This is a genomic window from Actinoplanes sp. HUAS TT8 (assembly GCF_051380535.1).
GTDB lineage: Bacteria > Actinomycetota > Actinomycetes > Mycobacteriales > Micromonosporaceae > Actinoplanes.
The window spans coordinates 8,607,393-8,628,037 of record NZ_CP195646.1 but is presented as its reverse complement, the minus strand read 5'-3'; the positions used below and the strand labels follow the sequence as shown (position 1 = coordinate 8,628,037).

The window sequence follows — 20,645 nt, the reverse complement described above, 5'->3', positions numbered from 1 at the left end:
CATGCCCCTGATTCTCGGTCTGATCGGACTCGCCCTTCGACCGGGTGACGACGGGCCTCGCCGGGCCGCCGCCGCGCTCGGGATCACCGGCGCCGCGCTCGCCCTGATCGACGCGATCGTGCTGCTCGCGGTCACGACGAGCCGGGGTGAGCCACTGGCCGCGAGCACCCACTGGGTGAGCCTGGGCGATCTGGAGATCACGCTCGGCTTCTCGGCCGGCCCGGCCGCGCTCTACGTCGCGCTCGCCGTCTGCGCGGTCGCCCTGTGCGTCCAGGTCTACTCGGTGACGTATCTGCACGACGATCCGCGCTACGCGCCGTACGCGGCTCAGGTCGGCCTCTTCACCGGCGCGATGCTCCTGGTCGTCACGTCCGGTGACCTGATCGGCCTGCTGATCGGCTGGGAGGTGATGGGCGCCTGCTCCTACCTGCTGATCGGCCACGACCGCCGGCTGCCCGAGGCCCCGGCCGCCGCGGTGAAGGCGTTCCTGGTCACCCGGGTGGGTGACGTCGGTTTCCTGCTCGGCATCGCGCTGCTCGTCGCTCACGCCGGCACGTCCCGGATCAGTGACGTCCTCGCCCACGACTATTCGCACGGCACCCTGACCGTCGCGTTGCTGCTGCTCCTGGCCGGGGTGGCCGGCAAGAGCGCGCAGTTCCCGCTGCACACCTGGCTGCCGGACGCGATGGCCGGTCCCACCCCGATCTCCGCGCTGATCCACGCCGCGACGATGGTCGCGGCCGGCGTCTACGTCGTCTTCCGCACGTTCCCGCTCTTCCAGCGGTCCCCGGCCGCCCTCGCGGTGCTCGCCGTGATGGCCTCGATCACGATCCTGCTGGGCGCGCTGTCGGCGACGGCTCAGGACGACATGAAGCGCGTGCTGGCCTGGTCCACGGTCTCCCAGATCGGTTACATGACCGGCGCGCTGGCCGTCGGCTCGCCCGCCGCCGCCCTGTTCCACCTGCTCACCCACGCCGCGTTCAAGGCGCTGCTGTTCCTGGCGGCCGGCGCGGTGATCCACACGGTCGGCACCAACTACCTGTCCCGGATGGGCGGTTTGCGCGAGCACATGCCGGTCACGTTCTGGTCGTTCGTGGTCGGTCTCGGCGCGCTGGCCGGCCTGCCGCCGCTGGCCGGTTTCTGGTCGAAGGAGAACGTGCTGACCGCGGCCGCCCACGCGACCGACGGCGGCGAGGCGGTGCCGGTCTGGGCCGCGTGGCTGGTCTGGATCTCCGCTTTGCTCGCGGTCGGCGTGACGGCCTGGTATGCGACACGCCTGCTGCTCCGGGCGTTCTTCGGCCCGTCCCGGCAGCACGGTCCGGACGGGCCGAACTGGGAGATCGGCTTCGACGACGGCCGCTATCACGTGCCCGCCGTCCCGCACGATCCGCCCGGCCCGATGCGCTGGCCGATCCTGCTGCTGACGATCCCGGCCGCGCTGCTCGGCCTGGCCGCGTTTGCCCCCGGCTTCCGCCACGCGCTGGAGCTGGAGGATCCGCACCTGGGCGTCGCTCTCCTGCTGCCGTTGCTGCTGCTCGCGGCCGGCTCCGGGACAGCCTGGTGGCTGTGGTGGGCGGTGCCCGGCGTGGACCCGGTCCTCGCGCTGGGCCGCGCCCGTCCGCTGTTCGCTTCCGGCTTCCACCTGGACCACCTTCAAAGCCTGATTTTCGTACGGCCGGTGAAGGCGCTCGCCCGAGTGGCCACCGCGGCCGACGAGCACGTCGTCGACGCCACCGTCGAGGGCACCGGCACAGCGACCCGGAGCCTGGGCGGGATGTTCGCCGACGCGCACCGGGTCGCCCTGCCCGGTGCCGCGGTCCTGGTCCTGTTCGGTGCGCTGATCCTGAGCGTCGTCGCGTGGTTGGGAGCGTCCTGATGTACCGCGACTATCTGACCGACCCCACCTGGACCGCCGGATCCGTCCTGCTCGTGGCCCTGCTGGCCGTTCCCGCGCTGGGCGCCGTGGTGGTCGCGCTCCTCCCGGCCCGGCGGGACCGGCAGGCCCGGATCGTCGCCACCGTGTTCGCCGCGGTCACGTTCGCGCTCTCGATCGTCCCGTTCTTCGCGGGGGAGCGCACCCGGGGCTGGTTCGCCTACGGCGGCCCGCGCACCACCGTGCCCCTGCAACCGTGGGTGAACCTCGACCTGCCCTGGGTCCCCGCGCTCGGCCTGCGCTTCCACCTCGGGGTGGACGGGATCTCCTATCCGCTCGTGGTGCTGACCGGTCTGCTCACGCTGCTGTGCTGCGCGTACACGGTTCGCAAGGTGCCGAAGGGCGGGGGTCCGGGCCGTACGCTCAGTGCCTTGCTCTTGATCTTGGAAGTCGGCGTCCTCGGCACTTTCCTGTCGCTGGACCTGATCCTGTTCTTCGTCTTCTTCGAGGTCGTCCTCCTCCCGATGTTCGCGGTGATCGCCGGCTGGGGCGGGGCGGAACGGCGAGCGGCCGCCCGCAAATTCGTGCTCTACACCCTGTTCGGCTCGGTCCTGCTGCTGCTCGGCGTCGTCCTGGTCGTCACCAAGTCCGGCACCGGCGACCTGATCACGCTGACCGGCGCCCCGGCCCTGACCCGGACCACCCAGTACGTCGTGTTCGCCCTGCTCGCGGTCGCCTTCGCGGTGAAGGCGCCGCTCTGGCCGCTGCACACCTGGCTGCCGGACGCGCACACCGAGGCGCCGACCGTCGGCTCGGTGATCCTGGCCGGCGTCCTGCTCAAGATGGGCACCTACGGCCTGATCCGGGTCGGCGTCGGCGTCGCCCCGCTCGGCGCGGAACGGGCCGCCCCGGCCCTCGGCATCCTCGCCGTGATCGCGATCCTGGCCGGTTCGCTGATCTGCCTGCGCCAGCGCGAGCTGAAACGGCTCATCGCCTACTCCAGCGTCGGGCACATGGGGTTCGTGCTGCTCGGCATCGCGACCCTCTCGATCACCGGCCTGCAGGCCGCACTGCTCGGCAACGTCGCCCACGGCCTGATCACCGGCCTGCTGTTCTTCCTGGCCGGAACGATCAAGGACCGGGCCGGGACCGGTTCGCTCGACCAGCTCAGCGGCCTGCGCGAGACCGCGCCCCGGCTGGCCGGCCTGTTCGGGTTCGCCGCGATCGCCTCGCTGGGCCTGCCCGGCCTGGCCGGCTTCTGGGGCGAGGCGTTCGCGGTCGTCGCGGCCGTCCGCCGCGGTGGCCCGCTCTGGCTCACCCTGGCCGTCCTGGCCGCCGTCGGGGGCGCGCTCACCGCGGCGTATTTCCTGCGGCTGCTGCGTCGCCTCACCCACGGCCCGACCACGCCGACGGTCCACTCGCTGCGCCCGTCGATCGCCGGCGTCGAATGGTTCGCCTGGACCCCGCTGATCCTGCTGACCCTGGCCGTCGGCGTGATCCCGGCCCTGGTCCTGGCCGAGACCGCCCTGCCGCTGACCACCCTGCTGGGAGGCCACCCGTGACCCGGTCACCGTTCCTGTGGTCCGCTGTTACCGGGGGCCGATCGTGAGCCAGTCGATCAACCACTTCGCGCTGCTCCCGCTGTACGCGGCGGCCGGCACCGCCATCCTCGCCTTCCTGGCCGACCTGTTCATCGCCAAGCGCGTCGCGACCATCGCCACCACCGCCGTCGGCAGCCTGGCCACGGCCGTCCTGGCCCTGGTCGTCGGCCCGGAGGCGGGCACGTTCTGCACCACCGGCGCGTGCTCCTGGGTCCCGACTTGGCCGGCAGCGGTCACCGCCGTACTCTTCGCCCTCCTGACCGCCGGAGTCCTGGCCCTCTCGACCCCGAGCCTGAACCTCGGCATCGCCCCGGCCGGCGAGTTCTGCTTCCTGCTGGCCTGCTCGATGACCGGCGGCGTCGTGATCGCGTACTCGGGCGACCTGATCACCCTGATCGTCGGCCTGGAAACGCTCACCCTCCCGCTGTACGTGCTGGTCGGCCTGCGCCGCTTCGCCCCGGACGAACGCCCGACCGACACCGGCGCCGCCGCCTCCCTCACGTTCTTCCTGATCAGCGTCGTCTCCACGGCCGTCACCCTGCTCGGCGCCGCCCTGAACTACGCCGCCACCGGCGCGATCCACCTGGCCCAGCTGCACGCCGCGGCCGGCCCGTTCGCCCCGCTGGCCGGTGTCGGCGTCGCCCTGCTGGTGATCGGCCTGGCCTTCAAGGTCGCCGCCGTCCCGCTGCACACCTGGGCCCCGGCCACCTACGACGGCGCCCCCATCCCGATCGCGGCCTACCTGTCCACCGCCTCCAAACTCGGCGGCGTCCTGGCCCTGGCCGCGGTCGTCGCCCACCTGGACGCCCGCGCGGTGATGGCCGTCCTGGCCGTCCTCACGATGACCATCGGCAACCTGGTCGCGCTGCGCCAGACCCGGATGGTCCGCCTCCTGGCCTGGTCCTCGATCGCCCAGGCGGGCTACATCCTGGCCGCGCTGGCCCTGGGCGCCCCCGGCGTCACCGCCGCCCTGGCCTACGCCGTCTTCTTCGTCGTCCTGGAGTTCGTCGCCTTCACCGTCGTCGCCGCCCTACGCCCACCCGGCGCCGACGGCGGCTCCCTGCTCGACTACCGAGGCAGCGCCCGCCGCAGCCCCTGGCTGGGCGCGGCCCTGGTCCTGGCCCTGGCCGGCCTGGCCGGTCTGCCCCCCGGCCTGGCCGGCCTGTTCGCCAAACTCTCGGTCGTCGACACCCTGGTCCAGCACAACTGGTCCTGGCTGGCCGGCGTCGTCGTCCTGAACGCGGTGATCGCCCTGGCCTACTACGCCCGCGTCGCCGCGTCCCTCTACTCCCTGCCCCCACGAATCGGCCTCAGCGTCGCCGACCCGATCCTCCTCGACGCCGCCCGCCACCCACGGTTGCCACTCACCCGCCCGGTCGCCGCCACCCTGGCCGCGTCGGTCGCCGTCGCGGTCATCCTCGGCTTCGCCCCGCAGTTGCTCTTCAACGCCCTCACCTGAGAACGCCCCGACCGAGAACGCCCACCTGAGAATGCCCTGACCCGAGGGCACCATTACCCGAGGGCGTGCCGATCCCGGGGGCGCCGGCCCGACGACTGGCCCGGCGCCGGAGAAAGGCCGCGCGTCCCGCCCGCTGTCGGCTCACCATTGCTCGGCACGGCGGCACGGCGGCACTCAGCCGCTTCTGTCTGAGGCGAAGGCTCAAGGGTCTTGCTTGAGGCCCGGGCGCCCGGTTACTTGACGCGGCGGGTTTTGCGGGCGACCAACCCTTCGTACTCCGCATGCTTGTCGAGCCACTCCGACACGAACGGGCACATCGGCACCACCGTCCGCGACTTGGCCTTGGCGTCCTCCATCGCGAAGCGGGCCAGCGCCGACCCCACCCCTTGGCGCTCGAACGCCGGGTCGACCTCGGTGTGCGTGTAAACCACGATCGGCCCGGTGACCTGGTACGTAAGCACCCCGGCCACAGCACCCGCCTCATCCCGAGCCTCGAATCGGCCCTTGTCCGGCACGTCGGTCACCGCGAACTCCATCGGGCCATCAAACCACGGTGATCAGCCGAGCAGTCAGGCCACTCCCGCGGTGATCAGCCGAGCAGCTGGGCCACCTCGGCCAGCATCTTGGGCGGCAGTTCGGGGGCTTCGAGGAGCCGGGCCAGCCGGGACCGGTCGTGCATGTAGATCTCGTAAGATTCGGCCAGCGTCAGCCCGTGTCCAGGCCGGTCGGCGACGGTGATCCGGTCGCCGGGGACCAGCATGCCGGGCGTGATCACTCGTAGGTAGGCGCCGGACCGGTTGGCGGCGGCGAAGCGTTTCACCCAGCGCGGTTCGCCCATCCGGTTCTGGAATGTCAGGCACGGGATCCGCCCGAAGGTCACTTGCAGGATCAGGCCGGAGTCGAATTCCCAGCGTTCGCCGATGACTCCGCCGACGAGGTCGAGCCCGGAGGTGGTCAGGTTCTCCCCGAACAGGCCGGGCGGCAGGTCGCGGCCGAGTGTGGCCGCCCACCACGAGTAGTCCTCCACGCCGTACGCGTAAATGGCCTGATCGTCGCCGCCGTGGTGTTTGGTGTCGCCGATGTGGTCGCCGACGACCCCGCTGTGCAGGCCGGTTGTTTTCGGGCCGGGGGCCCGCACGGTGACCGGCGCCGACACCGGTTTTTTGATGATTCCGGTGGTGGGCGCGTCTTTGCCCATGCTGGGTTCGGACGAGCCGACGTTGACCGATTCCGCGACACCGATCATGAGAAGGTCACCATCGCTCGATCTTCCACCGGCCGGTAGCCCAGCCGGTGGTAAAGCGCGTTGCTGGTCGGATTGTCGAGGTCGGTGTAGAGCACGACCTCGTCCGCGCCGTCGTCGAGTGCGGCCCGGGTGGCGGCCGCTGTCGCTCCGGCGGCGTATCCGCGGCGGCGCAGGTCCGGGGGCGTCCACACGTACAGGATGCGAATCATTCCGGCGGAAGGCTGTGAGCGGACCGCCATCGAGACCGGTCGGTTCCCGTCGATCCAGAGCGTGATTCTGGTGTGCGCGAGATGGTCGTCGACGGCCGCGGTGATGTCGGGGCGCGTTTCGTGGACGAATTCGTAGAAGTCCCGGAACCATGCGATCAAGAGGTCCCGATCCGCTTCACCGGCCGGCCGGGCCTGGCCCGACGGCGCGGGTTCGGGCGGGGTCAGTGTGCCGAGGCGGTGGAGCCGGGTCCGCATTCCGGGCACGACTGTGCGGGATCCGACGAATTCCGGGAGGTCGGTGTCGAGCATGTTGACCCCGGAAATGGGCCGGTCGGCGAGGGCTTCGGCCGCCTCGCTAATGGCGGCCGGCGGCATTGCGCTGAACAGCACGGGGTGTGGGGGAGTTTGCAGAAGCACTCCCGCCACGTCCCCGTCGGGCGTTGTCCACCAGCCGAAATACGGCTTGTCCGGCCCGTAGGCGTGTAATCCCCGCGACCGCAGATTGTCGATCAGTGTGAGGAAAACGGTGTGCCGGACCGGCGACGATCGCAGAAAGTCCCCCGCGACCGAGGCGAACCTGTCCACATCGGATGAGATCTCCCAGGCCATTCGGTCATCCTAGAACCGGCTACAGGCCCCACGCCTTCGCAATTCGCGCGAGGCTGTCCCGCCGGGTCGCCGGGTCGTAGACGGTTCCGGCCAGGATCAGCTCGTTCGCGCCGGTCCGCTCGATGAGCGCGTCTAGCCCGGCGACCACCTCGTCGGCGGTTCCCGCGTACTGCGTGCCGGGCAACGAGTCCAGCATCTGCAGATCCAGATCGGACAGTTCGCGTTCGGCCGCGGCTTCGGGCGAGATGATCGGCCCGAGCCGGCCGGTGCGCAGGCTCAGTGCCATGATCCGGCTCGGCCCGGCCAGGAACTGCGCTTCCTCGGTCGTGTCGGCCGCGATCACCGAGGCGCTCACCATCACGTGCGGCTCCGGGAACCGTTCGGACGGCTGGAACCCCGACCGGTACAGCTGCAGCGCGCCGTCCACATCGGAGGCGATCGCGAAGTGGTAGGCGTAGCAGAAGGGCAGGCCCAGGGCGGCCGCGATCTGCGCTCCGTACGTCGAGGATCCCAAAATCCAGACTTCGGGGTACGTTTCGGGAGCCGGTGTCGCCCGCAGCCGCCCCGCTTTCCCGGCCGCCCGGTCGTCCCCGAGCAGCCCCAGCACCGTCTGCAGATGTTCCGGGAACTGTTCCACGGTCAGATAGGGCGAAACACCCCGCAACGCCGCCGCGGTGGCCTGATCAGTTCCGGGCGCGCGCCCGATCCCCAGGTCGATCCGTTCCGGGTAGAGCGCCTCCAGCAGCGCGAACTGTTCGGCGACGACGAACGGCATGTGATTCGGCAGCATCACGCCGCCCGACCCGACCTTGATCCGGCTGGTCTGCGCGGCCACCGCCCCGATCAGCACCGGCGGGGTGGTCGACGCCACGGCCGGCATGTTGTGGTGCTCGGCCACCCAGAACCGGGCGAATCCCAGTTCGTCGGCAGCCTTGGCGATCTCGACGGTGCCGCGCAGCGCGTCGGCGCTGCCGTGCCCCTCGCGCACGGTGGCCAGATCCAGCACGGAAAGCGGTACACGGGTCATGAGCTCGTCCATTCCGGAGATTGCAGGAGGGTGAATCCCTCATCGATCAGGCGGTGCAGTCCGGCGATCCCGGTGGTCGGGTCCCACCGCGGAAGCATCGTGTTGAGAACGGCCCGGGCGGTGTTGACGAGAAGGTCGAGCCGCAGGTCGGAATCGCGGCCGGCGGCCCAGTCGCGAATCGCGTCCCAGAAGCGGTCGCAGACGTCACGCGAGCAGACTCCCAATTCGGGGGAGGCCCGCAGCACGAATCGTTGCTGAATCATGCGGTCCGCGGTCGCCGTCGTGTATTCGAGAATCAGCTGGTGCAACGCCGTCCAGAGCGGTTCGCCGGCCGGCCGCGCGGCGGTCAGTTCGGCCCACAGCCGTGGATCCTCCGGATCCGGGTCGAACAGCACGGACTCCTTGCCGGCGAAATAGTTGAAGTAGGTCCGCCGGGAGATTCCGGCCGCGGCCACGATGTCCTCGACCGACACCGCGTCGAATCCCCGCTCGGCCATCAATCCGACGGCCGAGTCCCGGATCAGACGCCAGGTCTCGGGGCTGCGTTGTCGCATGTTCCCGACCCTAGCGCGTCGTGCACCGAGTGCAAGTTAGGTCGGTTGCCCAGCGAACTCACAGCGTCTATCCGGATGAACGCGCAGCAATCTCGCGTTCTCTGGAGTGCGGGTCACGAGCCCGCATGCTGAAGGAGTCGAACGTGCACAGCCATCACAACGGACTCAAGACGGCCGCCCTCCTCGGGCTGCTCACCGGCCTGATCCTGGCCGTGGGCTATTGGCTCGGCGGCAGCACCGGCCTGGTCATCGCGGTGATCTTCTCGCTGGTCACCAACGCGGTCAGCTACTTCTTCTCGGACAAGATCGCGCTGCGGGCGATGGGCGCCCAGCCGGTCAGCGAGGCCGAGTTCCCGGCGCTCTACCAGATCGTGCGTGAGCTGGCTCACCAGGCGGGGCAGCCGATGCCACGGCTCTACGTCTCCCCGTCGATGCAGCCGAACGCGTTCGCCACGGGTCGTGACCCGGAGCACGCGGCGGTCGCCGTCACGGTCGGCATCACCCGCATCCTCGACGCGCGTGAGCTGCGCGGCGTCATCGGCCACGAGCTGTCGCACGTCTACAACCGGGACATCCTGATCTCCAGCGTGGCCGGCGCGCTCGCCGGGATCATCACGATGTTCGCCCAGCTGGCGATCTTCCTGCCGTTCGGCGGCTCGGACGACGACGACTCGCCGAACCCGGCGTCGCTGCTGCTCATGCTGATCCTCGGCCCGCTGGCCGCGTCGGTGATCCAGCTGGCCATCAGCCGCAACCGCGAGTTCCAGGCCGACGCGTCCGGCGCGACGCTGACCGGCGATCCGCTGGCCCTGGCGAGCGCGCTGGAGAAGATCCACTACGGCACGCAGCAGGCCCCGCTGCCGGCCGAGGGGCAGCTCACCAGCACGGCCCACCTCATGATCGCCAACCCGTTCCGCAGCCAGGGCATCGCCGCGCTGTTCTCGACCCACCCGCCGATGGCCGAGCGGATCCGCCGCCTCCACGAGCAGGCGTCGCTGACCGGTGGCGCCTCACGGCCGTACCTCCGCTGATCCTTCTCTCTTGAAACGGGCGACCGCCAGGTCGCCCGTTTTTTTCAACCCCAAACCGATTTCGCCGTACGGCGTCAGCCCGCCCCCGCCGGGCGAAAGCACATGGTGAGCCGCATGACAGCGGGCGCTCTCCCTTGAGGAGCGGCGTTAGGGTCGAAAGTGCCTACGCTCGTTACCGAAGAACCTGGGGGACCCGCCTGTGACCGCGTTGCGTCAGTACCTTGGCGTGTGGCAGCTCCCGGGCGGACGCATCCTGCTGGTCGTCGGGATCCTGGCCCGGCTCGGCATCGGGATGACCCCGCTCGGCCTGCTCCTGCTCGTCGAGCAGGCCACCGGGCGATATGCCGCGGCCGGTCTCGCCGGTGGGGTGTACGCGCTGGCCGGAGCGGCCCTGAGCCCGATCGCGGGACGCCTGGCCGACCGGATCGGGCCGGCCCCGATCCTGCTCGCCACCGCGATCCTGCATCCGCTCGCGCTCGGCGGCCTGCTGCTGGCGAGCCGCGGGGGCGAGGGCGCCCTTGAGTGGATCTTCGTGGCGTCGGCCGCGGCCGGGGCGACGTACCCTCCGCTGACCGCCGCGATCCGTCGCGCCTGGAACGACATGACCGCCCCCGGCACCGGCGGTCAATCGCTGCGCGGCGCCGCCATGGCCGCCGAGACCTCCCTCTTCGAGCTGGTCTTCGTACTCGGCCCGATGCTTGTCGCGGCGTTCCTGGTGATCACCGGTGAGCCGGCGACCGCGCTGGCCTGCTCGGCCATCGCGACCCTGTTCGGCACCGCCGTGGTCGCCCGCCTGCCGGTCATGCGGCACCGCGGCGACCACCCGGCCGAGCACGCCGCCCGAGGCCTCGGCCCTCTGCGATCGGGCGGCTTCCCTGCGCTGCTGTTCTGCGTCGGCGCCCTCGGCACCGCGTTCGGCGCGGCCGGCGTGATCGTGCCCGCCTACGCCGAGCAGCACGGCGGCGGCGACGCCCTGGGCGGTGTCCTGCTCGGCATCTGGGGCATCGGCAGCGCGATCGGCGGCATCTGGTTCGGCACCCGGCGCTGGGACATCCCGCTGTCCCGCCAGTTCGCCTGGCTGCTCGGCGGTGTCGCGCTCAGCTTCCTGGTGCTCGCGCTCATGCCCGGCCCGGTGCACCTGGGCGTCGCCCTGGTCCTCGGTGGCGCCACTATCGCACCCGCCCTGACCGTGGAGAACAGTCTGGTCGGCCGTTTCGCCCCGGCCGCGATGCTGAACGAGGCGTACACCTGGATGGTCACCGTCTCGGTGGCCGGCAGTGCCGCGGGCGGCGCGCTGGCCGGTGTCATCGTCGACCAGCCCGGCGGCCTGCCCTGGTCCTTCGTCTTCGCCGGCGGCGTGTTGCTGCTGGCCGCGGCGGTGGCGGCGATCCCGGAGGGCTCGATGGCCCGGGCCGACCGCCGGGCCGCGGAGGCCTAAAACCCTTTTCCCGTACGTCGTGGGCCGCGCCGGTGTGCGCGGCCCTCCTTTGTGGTGCCGATTTTTGTGGCGCGCGCCACGTCGATCTGTATACCCCCTGGGGGTATCTTGTGAGCATGAACGCGCTGACCCGCACCGCCATCTCGGCCACGCTGCACTGCCTCACCGGCTGCGCCATCGGCGAGGTCCTCGGCATGGTCATCAGCACCGCCCTGGGCTGGCACAACGCCGCGAACATCGCCCTCTCCATCGCGCTCGCCTTCCTCTTCGGCTACGCGCTGACCATCCGCCCCGTCCTCGCCTCCGGGATCCCGCTGCGCCAAGCCGTCGGCATCGCCCTGGCCGCCGACACCGTCTCGATCGCCTCGATGGAGCTGTTCGACAACCTCGGCCTGGTCCTCATCCCCGGCGCCATGAACGCCGGCCTGGCCGACCGGCTGTTCTGGGCCAGCCTGGTCGGCACGCTGGCCATCGCCTTCGTCCTGACCGTCCCGGTGAACCGCTGGATGATCGCCCGGGGGAGGGGCCACGCCGTGGTGCATCAACACCATCACCACTGAGTTGCGAAGTTTCGATAGCCTGGCGCCGAGAACCGGCGTCATGCGAAGGAGCCCGGCCATGGCGAAAGAGGTCACCGGCCCCGGCCGGCGCTCCGAACAGATCGAAACCCTGCGAGCGGCCGACTCCGACCGCCAACAAATCGCCGATCAGCTGAAAGGCGCCCTCGACGAGGGCCGCCTCTCCCTCCACGAGTACGACGACCGCGTCGCCGCCGCCTATGCGGCCCGCACCTACGCCGAACTCCTGACCATCGTCCGGGACCTCCCCCGCCCCGGCGTCAGCGCCGCCGAAATCCACGCCCGCCGCACCGCCGAGGCCCGCCGCGAATCCCGCCGCCTCCCGGTCGCCATGCTGGTCCTGTGGACCATCTGGGCCTCCCTGGCCGCGGTCAACCTGGTCGTCTACGCCCTGGTCCGCAAAACGGTCAACTACTACGTCTACCCCTGGCCGGCCTGGATGCTCGTCCCCGGCGCCGCCCTCGCCGCAGTCACCATCGGAGTCCAGGTAATCCGCCACCAGCAGCGCCGCTACTGACTTCCGCGTCCGAGAAGGTCGGTCGCCGATGACAGCCTGACCCGCGAATAGGTGGTGCCGGCGGGGATGACTGGCGCTGTCGGCAGCTGGAGCCGTCAGCGACGAACGAGAGACCGCGTGTCGAGTTCGAACCGAAACGGATACTCGGAGGTCAGGCTTGCGCCGGTCTTCACGACGGTTTCCTCGACGTAGTGCTGGCCATCGAGACGGTTGAGTCGTAGCGTCAGCGAGTCTGGCGCCTCGTGCTCGACCAGGAGGTACGACCCGATACCGGCAGCAGCGTAGAGCTGCATCTTGAGCACGCGGTCCATGGCGGCGTTGCTCGGCGAAACGATCTCACCGATCAGGAGCACCCGGGAAGCGTCTGCCGTGACGGCTTCCTCGTCCTGGTCAACGACAGCCAGGTCGGGAATGACGATGCGGCCGGTGTGCAATCGGACGTTGATCGCCTCATAGACGAAGAGCCCGGCCGGCTCGGCGCCTTCCTCCAGCGCGTTCGCCAGACGGCGGGAGAGACGCTGATGGCTCATGCTCGGCGCGGGGCTCACCACCAGGCTCCCATCGATGAGCTCGATCCGGTCCGTCGTCTCGCCGAGCGCAAAATACTCGTCCTCAGTCCATGGACCGACGTGGTCAACCACTCCCACGCTCATCGACGACGTCACCTCCGGCAGCGGCTCATAAGAAGATGCTTCCGCCCACGGTACGGCACCTCAGGCGGCCCGGCGTCCCTGGAAAGCGGCAGGCTGGCGTGAGTAGTACGGAGAAGCTATCCAGCCGAGCGCCACCTCTCGCTGACGTTGCCTTCCTCGTAGTCCCACCAGCCCTCTTCGAACCCCGCCCACTCGATCACGTCGGTGGCCACGGGCATGCCGTCATCGTCACGTACGACTCGGACCTCATCACCGGAGGAGAGGCCACGGACGAAGAACGGCACGTTGTCGATCTCGACCCGGTCGGGTGAGAGGACCTTCGCCCACATCGTCTCTGCACTCGCCGGCGGCCACTCGTCTTCGTCCACGTCCAAGGAGAAGAGCACCCGTATGAGATCGGATTTGCGTTGCTGATGCATCGCAGTTCCCCTCCGCGGATCCGGCGGCGGTGTCGGCTGCCGCGGCTCTTGGCGGACGCCGTGGGGAGCTCGATAGAGGCCGGCGCCGAGAGCCGGATCTTTGCCTCAGTGGGTTCCCGCTATGTTCCCGTGGACGGTCGTAGACGGCCGGATCTTGCCGTACTCCTAGACCACAACGAGAACAGCCCCGATGCGCGTTTCCGCAGCTACCGGGGCTGTTATCTGTGCTTGTGGCGGGTAGAGGATTCGAACCTCTGTAGCTTTCGCGACGGATTTACAGTCTGCCGATCATCTAGCCTTCACCAGGCAATATGGCATCCACGCATGGTGGGCCGACACGGATACGACAACGACTCCCGCGCTGGCCTGTTGACATGAAGGCTGGCCGAGCGCTGAAACAGGGAGGGGTCAACTTACCGGGCCTGCGTAGACGTCGGTGATATCCGAGGCGGTTCAATGTCGTACCCCACCCCTAACCTTGGCTCTCATGACGGACACGTTGCTCCGCTCGCTGCGCGAGCGCCTGCTGGATGAGACAGAGCCGCTCGCCGGATTGCTCCGCGTTTGCCTGCTGCTCGGTGCGGAGACCGGCTCTGACACGCTGCGAGCGTGGGCACGCAGCGAACTCAACGGGTACGGGAAGGACGTCGAAGTTCCGGAATACCGCAGGATTTCTAACCCGCCGATCTCTATGGACTCGATCAGTGGTTATACCCATTCCAAGAACCAGATCATTAGTAAGCTTCAACTCCCTCATGATTCCTGGGAGTATATTCCCGATGAAATGTGGCTCAAGCAGCCAATCGAGGAGTTAGAGCAACTGGCAAAGCAGGAGCGGCTGTCTTTCGGTTCGCCTGGCCTGGCGATGGCTCTGACCATCTGGAATCGCCAACTTGACGAGTTCCAGCAGGTCATCAGCTTGTCATACGCGATGACCGGCTCGGTCATCGCGGGCGTCCTCGGTCAGATTCGTACCAATCTCGTGGATGTCGTTGCGGACCTGACTGCAGATACGCCATTGTCTGAGCTTCCTAAGAAGGGTCAGGTAGACGCCGCAATGAGTCATCACATGGGCGACATCTACAACACGAACATCCGGACCTCTAACGGCCCGGTCGCCATCGGTGCTAAGGCTAAGGCCACCACTGAAGGCTTGACTGTTGAGGACGCGATCCGGCTGCTCGATAAGGTTAGAGAAGCTGCAGCCGAAGTTCCGGACGAGCATCGCGCCGAGGTCCTCGGCGCGGTGGACGAGCTGCGAACCGCAGTACAGGATGACGACTCAGACACCGGCGAGGTGGTGAAGAAGGCGGGCAAGCTCCGTGCCGCTGCCGAGAAGGTCGGCGCAGCCGGGTTGACCATGGCTGCTAGCAGTGCCGTCCAAGCTGTAACCGACTTGGCGATCAGTGGCGTGTTCGGCTGACGTCGCACGCGGCACTGGGGGACACGGGGGACAGTCTCATTCTCGTGTCCCCCAGACTTCCGCAGCTCACTCCGCCTTCGGGGACACGGGGGACACGGGGGACAGCGCCACGACGATGTCCCCCATCGACGTGATGACGATGTCGGCCGCCGAGAAGGCGTCAACCTTCCATGCCCTGTTGGCGTAGCCGATCGCGGCGACCCCGGCGGCGCGGGCTGCGTCGATGTCGGTGAGCGAGTCGCCGACCAGCACGCACGACTCCGGCGCGGCGGCGAGGGCGCGTACCGCATCCAGGGTGGTGCCAGGATCTGGCTTCATCCGTGCCGGGTCGGCGTAGGGCCGACCGATGATCGGCGAGACGTACGCGGCGAGATCATGGGCCGTGAGGTACGCCTCGATCGCCACCGCCGAGTTGTTGCTGACCACTGCGACCGGCACGCCACGGGCGTGCGCGCCGAGGATCACCTCACGTCCGAATGGCGTTGGTGCCGCGACGACCGCCGCGCGCAGCTCGGCCGCACATAGGGCGTCCTCGACCGCCAGCGTCAGGTCATGAGAGCAGCTCTCGCCGACCCATCGGAGGACGGCAAGCGGGTCGCCCTCGCTTCGCACCTCCGGCGGCATGGCGATGCCCTCGACGTCGAGCAGCGCGACCAGCTCGGCGGCGACGCGCGTCGCGGGGTACCCCGCGAAGATCGAGCACACCGGCCCGTCGAAGTCCAAGAGCAACGGGCCGGTGCCGACCAGGTCGGCCAGCGTCGGCCCGTTCATGCGCGGTACTCGCATGCGACGCTGTCCCACACGGAGTTGAACCACAGGCGCGCAGACTCCACGAATTGCGTGCCGTGCGATGCCTCGTCGTCGTCAACGGTGTAGTGGAACAAGGTCGCATCCCTGCCCATCAGGTCGAAGATCTCGACCGGTTCCCGGCCGATGGTCACCTCGCGCTTGACCGCCGGGTAGAAGCCGAAAAACGCCTGTCGCCCGTTGAGCATGTAGAGCTTGAAGGTCGGCGCGATGCTGTGCGTTCGCACCTCCACGGTCGCGGACTTTACAAGGCCGAGGTCGGCGAGTTCATGCACCTGGTCAATGATCCCGTCGGCGGCCCGACGGGTGATGCGTTCTGCCCGCTTCCGGACAGCGGGATCGTCGGCACCGGTCGCGGCGAGTGCCGGTAGCGCCATCGGTACTGACATGTCTGAGATCATCAGTCGCACCGTGATGGTCTCCGGTGCGGATCGGCCGGCACGCACCATGTCGAGCGCCTCGGCGATCGCGTCCCGCAGCGTCTCGCCCGAGAATCCGGCGAAGTCGATCGCCACGTGCGTGTGCTCGAATGCAGCCTCGATTAAGGGGCGAAGCTCGACCGGGTGCGATCTTCTCCGGGGCGCTGAAGTACGCGGTCGAGCTGCGGCTGTTGGAGGTCCACCCGCTGTCGCTCGTGAGCTGGATCGCCCCAAAGCATGACGACGAGGTCGACCGCAAGGCGGTGGTCAACCCGGCGCAGGCTCGCGCGCTGCTCGCCGCCGTCCGTGACCGCACGCCCGAGCTGGTCGCCTTCTTCGGCTGCATGTACTACGCCGCACTACGGCCGGAAGAGGTGCTCAACCTACGCGAAGACGAGTACGAGCGCCCCAAGGTCAAGGGCGGCTGGGGGATCCTTCACCTGACCGGCTCAACGGTCGCCGTGGGCAACGGGTGGGGCGATGGGGGCGGCACGATCGAACGACGTGGTCTGAAGCACCGCGCCAAGAGCGCAACCCGGCCAGTACCCGCCGCGCCCGCGCTCTGCGCCCTGCTCGACCACCATATCGATGAGTACGCCCCCGCCCCGGACGGACGGCTGTTCGTCACCCGGCGCGGCCCCGGCGGGCGATACGTCCCGACGGCCGGGCAGCCCATCCCGAGCAACTCGTACGGCAAGGCCTGGCGCGACGCCCGGGAAGCGGCGCTGGCCCCCGCGCAGGTCCGGTCCCCGCTCGCCCGGCGCCCGTACGACCTGCGACACGCCGCAGTATCGCTCTGGCTGAACGCGGGTGTCCCGGCTACCCAGGTCGCCGAGTGGGCAGGGCACAGCGTGCACGTGCTTATGCGGGTGTACGCGAAGTGCATCTACGGCCAGGATGAGGCCGCTCGGAGGAGGATCGAGGCCGCCCTGTCGTGAAGTCGGTTAGGGCTGACGGGCAACGTCCTGGTGCAGCGCATCGACGACTGCATCGAGCGGATCGAAGTAATGGCCGTCATCTACGCCGTCCGCCAGCGCACGCTTACCGGATTCGAGAAGCGCGACGTTGGTGGCCGAGACGAGGTTGCCTAGCTGTTGACCGCCTAACACCGAAATCTCAGCACGCAACCGACGCAGCTCGCCTGATGCGGTAACGATCTGCTCCAGCAGGCTGGTGGCGTTAGCTGCAAATCGGTCATTAAGAGAAGCTGTTTCGCGCTGGTTGCCGTCGTCGGATGCTGAGAGTTGGCGGTGCTCGCGATGAAGATCCATGGTGGCAGTGATCTGATCGATCATGTCCTCCACAGCCCGAAGATACTTCCCGTAGAGGACGCGCTTCTCCCCAAGCGTCGCGGTGACCGATGCCATGCGCGCTACCTCTACCTGCGCTCGCCGTGCGAATAATGCGCTGGTCACAGTGCCGCAGATTCCGGCTACCCCAACCACTGCGGTAGTGGTCGGCCCCAGCCATTCCCACGCCACCTGGCGGTCCTCCTCCCAACGCCGACACGTATGCGACACAACCAGTGAGATCAAGCGGTCCTGAGTGAGACTCAGTGGGACTAATGAGAGAAGCCCCTCCCTGCTGTTTCAGCAGGTGAGAGGCTTCTTTTGTGTGCTTGTGGCGGGTAGAGGATTCGAACCTCTGTAGCTTTCGCGACGGATTTACAGTCCGCTCCCATTGGCCGCTCGGGCAACCCGCCTGGGCACTAACCGCAGTCTCCCGCGGTTGCGAACAAGAGCATAGCCGTACCGCAGGGCCCGCCCGCAACCGGGTACGGTCGGCATGTCGCGGGTCGGACGAGGCCCAACGGCGACATCGACAAGCATCCAGCCGCAGGAGTCTGATCATGGCAGCCAACCCGTCGTTCGACATCGTCAGCAAGGTCGACCGGCAGGAGGTCGACAACGCTTTCAACCAGGCGGAGAAGGAACTGAGCACCCGGTTCGACTTCCGGGGCACGGGCACCGAGGTCGCCAAGTCGGGCGAGGCCTTCACCATCACGTCGGAGACCGAGGAGCGGGCGGTCGCCGCACTCGACGTCTTCAAGGAGAAGCTGGTGAAGCGGAACATCTCGCTGAAGTCGCTGGACGCGGGGGAGCCCCGGCAGTCCGGCAAGACCTACAAGATCGACCTCAAGGTGGTCGAGGGGATCGAGTCCGACAAGGCGAAGGCGATCAGCAAGAAGATCCGCGACGAGGGCCCGAAGGGCGTCCAGGCGCAGATCCAGGGCGATTCGCTCCGCGTCACCGGCAAGAAGCGGGACGACCTGCAGGCCGTGATCGCCCTGCTCAAGGCCGAGGACTTCGGCGTCGCGCTGCAGTTCAACAATTACCGCTAACGGGCTGACCGGCGTTCGGCCCGGTCGCACACTGGGGCGATGAGTACCGAGGTGCTGGGCGGCCTCGCGGGTCTGGCACTGTTTATCTTCGGGATGCGGATGCTGGTCCTGGGCCGGGCGCCGGACATGATTGCCCGGTCGTTCCGTTCGTTGCGGGACGCCGGGTATTACCACATGCTTTTCGGTCTCGCCCTGCTCATCTATGTGGGTGGCCTGCACCTGCCCGGCGTGGTGTCCGGGCAGGTGGCTGCCGTGTTCGCGGTGCTTCTGGTCGGTGTGGCGCTTGTCCGTTTCCGCCCGCGCGGCCGAGGCCCGACCCGTAAGGCGTAGGAACACGCTGGTCAGGATCGGGCGGACCGGCTAGGAACGGCGGTATGGATCTGACCCACGCCGTTCTGTCCTTCGCGATTCTTGGCGGCCTGCTCACCATCACTCCCGGTTTGGACACGGCTCTGGTGCTGCGTTCCGCGGTGACGATGGGCCGTGGTCCCGCTTTCGCCACCGCTCTGGGGGTCAACACCGGTGCCCTGGTCTGGGGCGCGGCTGCTGCCGTGGGTGTTTCCGCGCTGCTCACGGCATCGGCGACCGCCTACACCGTGCTGCGTGTGGCTGGTGCCGCCTACATGCTCTACCTCGGCGTACGGATGATCGTCTCTGCTTTTAAGAAGAAGACCGATGCGGTCGAGCTCACCGGACCGCCGTCGCCGACCTGGTGGAGCACGTTCGGCAAGGGCTTGTTCACGAACTTGCTGAATCCGAAGGTGGGCGCGTTCTACGTGGCGGTTCTTCCGCAGTTCATTCCGGCCGGTTCGTCTCCGCTCGGTGTCGGTCTGCTGCTGGCTCTCGTGCACGACCTTGAGGCGCTGGTCTGGTTCTCCTTGATCATTTTCGGCGCGCAGGCCGCGCGTGGCCTTCTCGCGCGTCGTGTGGTGCGGCGTACCGTCGATGCCGGCACCGGTGCGGTCCTGATCGGATTCGGCCTGCGGCTGGGATTGTCGAGCCGCTGAAAGTGCCGAGACTGTCGAGCCGCTGGAAGTAGGAGAGGCAACGCGATGATCGACCCCGTGGTGGACCAGGACTGGCTGCGCGCCCACACCGGCGACGTGATCATCGCCGACGTCCGGTGGTATCTCGACGGGCGGTCGGGTCGCGACGCGTACGAGAAGGGTCATCTGCCCGGCGCGGTCTTCATCGACCTGGACACCGCGCTGGCCGGTCCGGCGTCGCCGGCCGAGGGCCGGCATCCGCTGCCCGATCCGGAGGTTTTTGCCGCGGGGATGTCGGCCGCCGGCATCGGGGACGCGAGCACCGTCGTTGCTTACGACGACGCCGGCGGCGTCATCGCCGCTCGTCTCATCTGGTTGCTGCGGGCGATCGGGCGCGAGGCCGCTTTGCTCGATGGAGGCTTGCTGACGTACGGCGGTGAGCTCACCTCCGACTCCACGCCGCCGCCCCCGGCGGTGTTCTCCCCGAGCGGGTGGCCCGCCGAGCGCCTGGCCACCCTGGCCGACACGGCCGACGGCGGTCACGTCGTGCTCGATGCCCGTGAGGCACCCCGCTTCCGCGGCGACACCGAGCCGGTCGATCCGCGAGCCGGGCACATCCCGGGCGCCCGCAGCCTGCCCTGCCGGGAGAACGTGGCCGGTGACGGTCGTTTCCGGCCGGTCGCCGAGCTCCGTGAGCGTTTCGCCGCGGTCGGCGTGACCGAGGGCGCCGACGTCATCTCCTACTGCGGTTCCGGGGTGACGGCCTGCCACAACCTGATCGCGATGGAGCACGCGGGCCTGGGCGAGGGCCGGTTGTACCCGGGTTCCTGGTCGCAGTACAGCGCCACCGACCGTCCGGCCGCCACCGGCGACTGAGGCGGCGCTCAGCTCTCGGGGTCGGGGCCTTGGCTGTCGAGCCAGCGCTGATGGGTCTCCCACGCGGCCTGTTTGCTGGTGCCGAGCGCGGCCCCGATCTGCGTCCACGAGGCCCCGGCGGCGCGCGCCGATCGGATTTTGGCCTGCCGGCCATATCCGGCCTTGCGGATCACCACTTCGCTGAGCGCGAGCATCTCCAGGCACTCGTCGGGGGAGAGGGCGGCTTCGTCGTCGTCCGGGTCGACTGCGGCGAGGGCGTCGCGCATGCGGAGATCGTCGTAACGCCGCGTAGCGGTGATCAGCGAATGCTGTCGCTCCAGATCGTCCGGCGTCACCATGAAAATCAGTCTTTCGTCAGGCTGTCCTGACGTCAAGCAATCTTGACAGTAGAAGTCGAAATGGCCTCACTTCTGCGATTAAATCACCTATAAAGCCGCCAATCCTTCAGCGTGGACAGTCCCCCACGCCTCAGCCGTTCGGCCAGGATTCGCCGGAGCCTCGTCACGACCCGCCGATGAACACTCCCTGTCGCACATCCGGTGTGGCACCATCATGGGACCCCGGTACATGTACTCCGAG

Annotated in this window: 22 protein-coding genes, 1 tRNA gene and 2 pseudogenes; 13 read left to right on the top strand and 12 right to left on the bottom strand. The window is 68.7% G+C overall.

Annotation, left to right across the window (positions count from 1 at the left end; all coding sequences use genetic code 11):
• Position 1: 1 nt before the first annotated feature.
• From ACSHV8_RS38320 to ACSHV8_RS38310, 3 genes are read left to right on the top strand one after another with little or no spacing between them, the layout of a single operon-like run.
• A complete protein-coding gene (locus ACSHV8_RS38320) occupies positions 2 to 1,876 on the top strand; it encodes an NADH-quinone oxidoreductase subunit 5 family protein (RefSeq protein ID WP_436537094.1) in 1,875 nt (624 codons plus the stop codon).
• Complete coding sequence (locus tag ACSHV8_RS38315) at positions 1,876 to 3,435, top strand: complex I subunit 4 family protein (protein WP_436537092.1); 1,560 nt, start codon at positions 1,876 to 1,878, stop codon at positions 3,433 to 3,435. Before ACSHV8_RS38320 ends, ACSHV8_RS38315 begins: the two co-directional genes overlap by 1 nt.
• Before the next feature lie 43 nt (positions 3,436 to 3,478).
• On the top strand, positions 3,479 to 4,933 hold the full coding sequence (locus tag ACSHV8_RS38310) for an NADH-quinone oxidoreductase subunit N (RefSeq protein WP_436524085.1): 1,455 nt from the start codon (positions 3,479 to 3,481) through the stop codon (positions 4,931 to 4,933).
• Positions 4,934 to 5,166: 233 nt separating this feature from the next.
• On the opposite strand, the gene ACSHV8_RS38305 is transcribed toward ACSHV8_RS38310, so the two are convergent.
• From ACSHV8_RS38305 to ACSHV8_RS38285, 5 genes are read right to left on the bottom strand one after another with little or no spacing between them, the layout of a single operon-like run.
• Complete coding sequence (locus tag ACSHV8_RS38305) at positions 5,167 to 5,469, bottom strand: GNAT family N-acetyltransferase (RefSeq protein WP_436524083.1); 303 nt, start codon at positions 5,467 to 5,469, stop codon at positions 5,167 to 5,169.
• 53 nt (positions 5,470 to 5,522) lie between these two features.
• Positions 5,523 to 6,176 carry an MOSC domain-containing protein gene (locus tag ACSHV8_RS38300; RefSeq protein WP_436537090.1) on the bottom strand — a complete coding sequence of 218 codons (654 nt, stop codon included), beginning with the start codon at positions 6,174 to 6,176 and terminating at the stop codon, positions 5,523 to 5,525.
• Complete coding sequence (locus ACSHV8_RS38295) at positions 6,176 to 6,997, bottom strand: GNAT family N-acetyltransferase (RefSeq protein ID WP_436524081.1); 822 nt, start codon at positions 6,995 to 6,997, stop codon at positions 6,176 to 6,178. The genes ACSHV8_RS38300 and ACSHV8_RS38295 overlap by 1 nt, the downstream gene beginning before the upstream one ends.
• A gap of 19 nt (positions 6,998 to 7,016) precedes the next feature.
• Positions 7,017 to 8,024: an LLM class flavin-dependent oxidoreductase gene (locus ACSHV8_RS38290; RefSeq protein WP_436524079.1), complete on the bottom strand. Its 1,008-nt coding sequence runs from the start codon at positions 8,022 to 8,024 to the stop codon at positions 7,017 to 7,019.
• On the bottom strand, positions 8,021 to 8,578 hold the full coding sequence (locus ACSHV8_RS38285) for a TetR family transcriptional regulator (RefSeq protein ID WP_436524077.1): 558 nt from the start codon (positions 8,576 to 8,578) through the stop codon (positions 8,021 to 8,023). The genes ACSHV8_RS38290 and ACSHV8_RS38285 overlap by 4 nt, the downstream gene beginning before the upstream one ends.
• 125 nt (positions 8,579 to 8,703) lie before the next feature.
• Here ACSHV8_RS38285 and htpX point away from each other — a divergent pair, with 125 nt between their 5' ends.
• The 4 genes from htpX to ACSHV8_RS38265 all read left to right on the top strand — a co-directional run bounded on the left by htpX (position 8,704) and on the right by ACSHV8_RS38265 (position 12,142).
• Positions 8,704 to 9,609: a zinc metalloprotease HtpX gene (gene htpX, locus ACSHV8_RS38280; protein ID WP_436524075.1), complete on the top strand. Its 906-nt coding sequence runs from the start codon at positions 8,704 to 8,706 to the stop codon at positions 9,607 to 9,609.
• Positions 9,610 to 9,808: 199 nt separating this feature from the next.
• The gene (locus tag ACSHV8_RS38275; protein WP_436524073.1) at positions 9,809 to 11,047 is read left to right on the top strand and encodes an MFS transporter; all 1,239 of its coding nucleotides are present in this window, start codon (positions 9,809 to 9,811) and stop codon (positions 11,045 to 11,047) included.
• A 116-nt stretch (positions 11,048 to 11,163) separates the two neighbouring features.
• Positions 11,164 to 11,607, top strand: a complete 444-nt coding sequence (locus tag ACSHV8_RS38270; protein WP_436524071.1) for a DUF4396 domain-containing protein — start codon at positions 11,164 to 11,166, stop codon at positions 11,605 to 11,607.
• Between the two features lie 58 nt (positions 11,608 to 11,665).
• Positions 11,666 to 12,142: a DUF1707 SHOCT-like domain-containing protein gene (locus tag ACSHV8_RS38265; protein ID WP_436524069.1), complete on the top strand. Its 477-nt coding sequence runs from the start codon at positions 11,666 to 11,668 to the stop codon at positions 12,140 to 12,142.
• A 95-nt stretch (positions 12,143 to 12,237) separates the two neighbouring features.
• Here ACSHV8_RS38265 and ACSHV8_RS38260 read toward each other — a convergent pair whose 3' ends face one another.
• Entirely contained in the window at positions 12,238 to 12,795 is a 558-nt protein-coding gene (locus ACSHV8_RS38260; RefSeq protein WP_436524067.1) for a Uma2 family endonuclease, read from the bottom strand.
• Between the two features lie 116 nt (positions 12,796 to 12,911).
• Positions 12,912 to 13,214: a DUF4265 domain-containing protein gene (locus ACSHV8_RS38255; RefSeq protein ID WP_436524065.1), complete on the bottom strand. Its 303-nt coding sequence runs from the start codon at positions 13,212 to 13,214 to the stop codon at positions 12,912 to 12,914.
• Positions 13,215 to 13,701: 487 nt separating this feature from the next.
• On the opposite strand from ACSHV8_RS38255, the gene ACSHV8_RS38250 reads away from it, so the two are divergent.
• Positions 13,702 to 14,637, top strand: coding sequence for a hypothetical protein (locus ACSHV8_RS38250; RefSeq protein WP_436524063.1), 936 nt, complete (start codon positions 13,702 to 13,704; stop codon positions 14,635 to 14,637).
• A 66-nt stretch (positions 14,638 to 14,703) separates the two neighbouring features.
• On the opposite strand, the gene ACSHV8_RS38245 is transcribed toward ACSHV8_RS38250, so the two are convergent.
• A complete protein-coding gene (locus ACSHV8_RS38245; RefSeq protein ID WP_436524061.1) occupies positions 14,704 to 15,423 on the bottom strand; it encodes an HAD family hydrolase in 720 nt (239 codons plus the stop codon).
• Positions 15,405 to 16,007, bottom strand: a pseudogene (locus ACSHV8_RS38240) (GntR family transcriptional regulator); the annotation flags it as partial. The pseudogene ACSHV8_RS38240 and the gene ACSHV8_RS38245, both read right to left, overlap by 19 nt.
• Between ACSHV8_RS38240 and ACSHV8_RS38235 the strand changes: the two are divergent.
• A pseudogene (locus ACSHV8_RS38235) lies at positions 15,998 to 16,801 on the top strand (tyrosine-type recombinase/integrase); the annotation flags it as partial. The pseudogenes ACSHV8_RS38240 and ACSHV8_RS38235 sit on opposite strands and share 10 nt — an antisense overlap.
• A gap of 6 nt (positions 16,802 to 16,807) precedes the next feature.
• Here ACSHV8_RS38235 and ACSHV8_RS38230 read toward each other — a convergent pair.
• Together ACSHV8_RS38230 and ACSHV8_RS38225 are read right to left on the bottom strand one after the other, a co-directional pair.
• Positions 16,808 to 17,230, bottom strand: coding sequence for a hypothetical protein (locus ACSHV8_RS38230; protein WP_436524059.1), 423 nt, complete (start codon positions 17,228 to 17,230; stop codon positions 16,808 to 16,810).
• 254 nt (positions 17,231 to 17,484) lie between these two features.
• A tRNA-Tyr gene (locus ACSHV8_RS38225) sits at positions 17,485 to 17,565 on the bottom strand.
• Between the two features lie 147 nt (positions 17,566 to 17,712).
• On the opposite strand from ACSHV8_RS38225, the gene ACSHV8_RS38220 reads away from it, so the two are divergent.
• The 4 genes from ACSHV8_RS38220 to ACSHV8_RS38205 are packed head-to-tail and all read left to right on the top strand — an operon-like array spanning position 17,713 to position 20,066.
• Positions 17,713 to 18,204: a YajQ family cyclic di-GMP-binding protein gene (locus tag ACSHV8_RS38220; protein ID WP_436524057.1), complete on the top strand. Its 492-nt coding sequence runs from the start codon at positions 17,713 to 17,715 to the stop codon at positions 18,202 to 18,204.
• A 39-nt stretch (positions 18,205 to 18,243) separates the two neighbouring features.
• On the top strand, positions 18,244 to 18,534 hold the full coding sequence (locus tag ACSHV8_RS38215; protein ID WP_436524055.1) for a hypothetical protein: 291 nt from the start codon (positions 18,244 to 18,246) through the stop codon (positions 18,532 to 18,534).
• 44 nt (positions 18,535 to 18,578) lie between these two features.
• The gene (locus tag ACSHV8_RS38210) at positions 18,579 to 19,211 is read left to right on the top strand and encodes a LysE family translocator (protein ID WP_436524053.1); all 633 of its coding nucleotides are present in this window, start codon (positions 18,579 to 18,581) and stop codon (positions 19,209 to 19,211) included.
• A 45-nt stretch (positions 19,212 to 19,256) separates the two neighbouring features.
• Positions 19,257 to 20,066, top strand: a complete 810-nt coding sequence (locus ACSHV8_RS38205; RefSeq protein WP_436524051.1) for a sulfurtransferase — start codon at positions 19,257 to 19,259, stop codon at positions 20,064 to 20,066.
• Between the two features lie 8 nt (positions 20,067 to 20,074).
• Here the strand turns inward: ACSHV8_RS38205 and ACSHV8_RS38200 are convergent, their stop codons facing one another.
• Complete coding sequence (locus tag ACSHV8_RS38200; protein ID WP_436524049.1) at positions 20,075 to 20,404, bottom strand: hypothetical protein; 330 nt, start codon at positions 20,402 to 20,404, stop codon at positions 20,075 to 20,077.
• Positions 20,405 to 20,645: the final 241 nt, after the last annotated feature.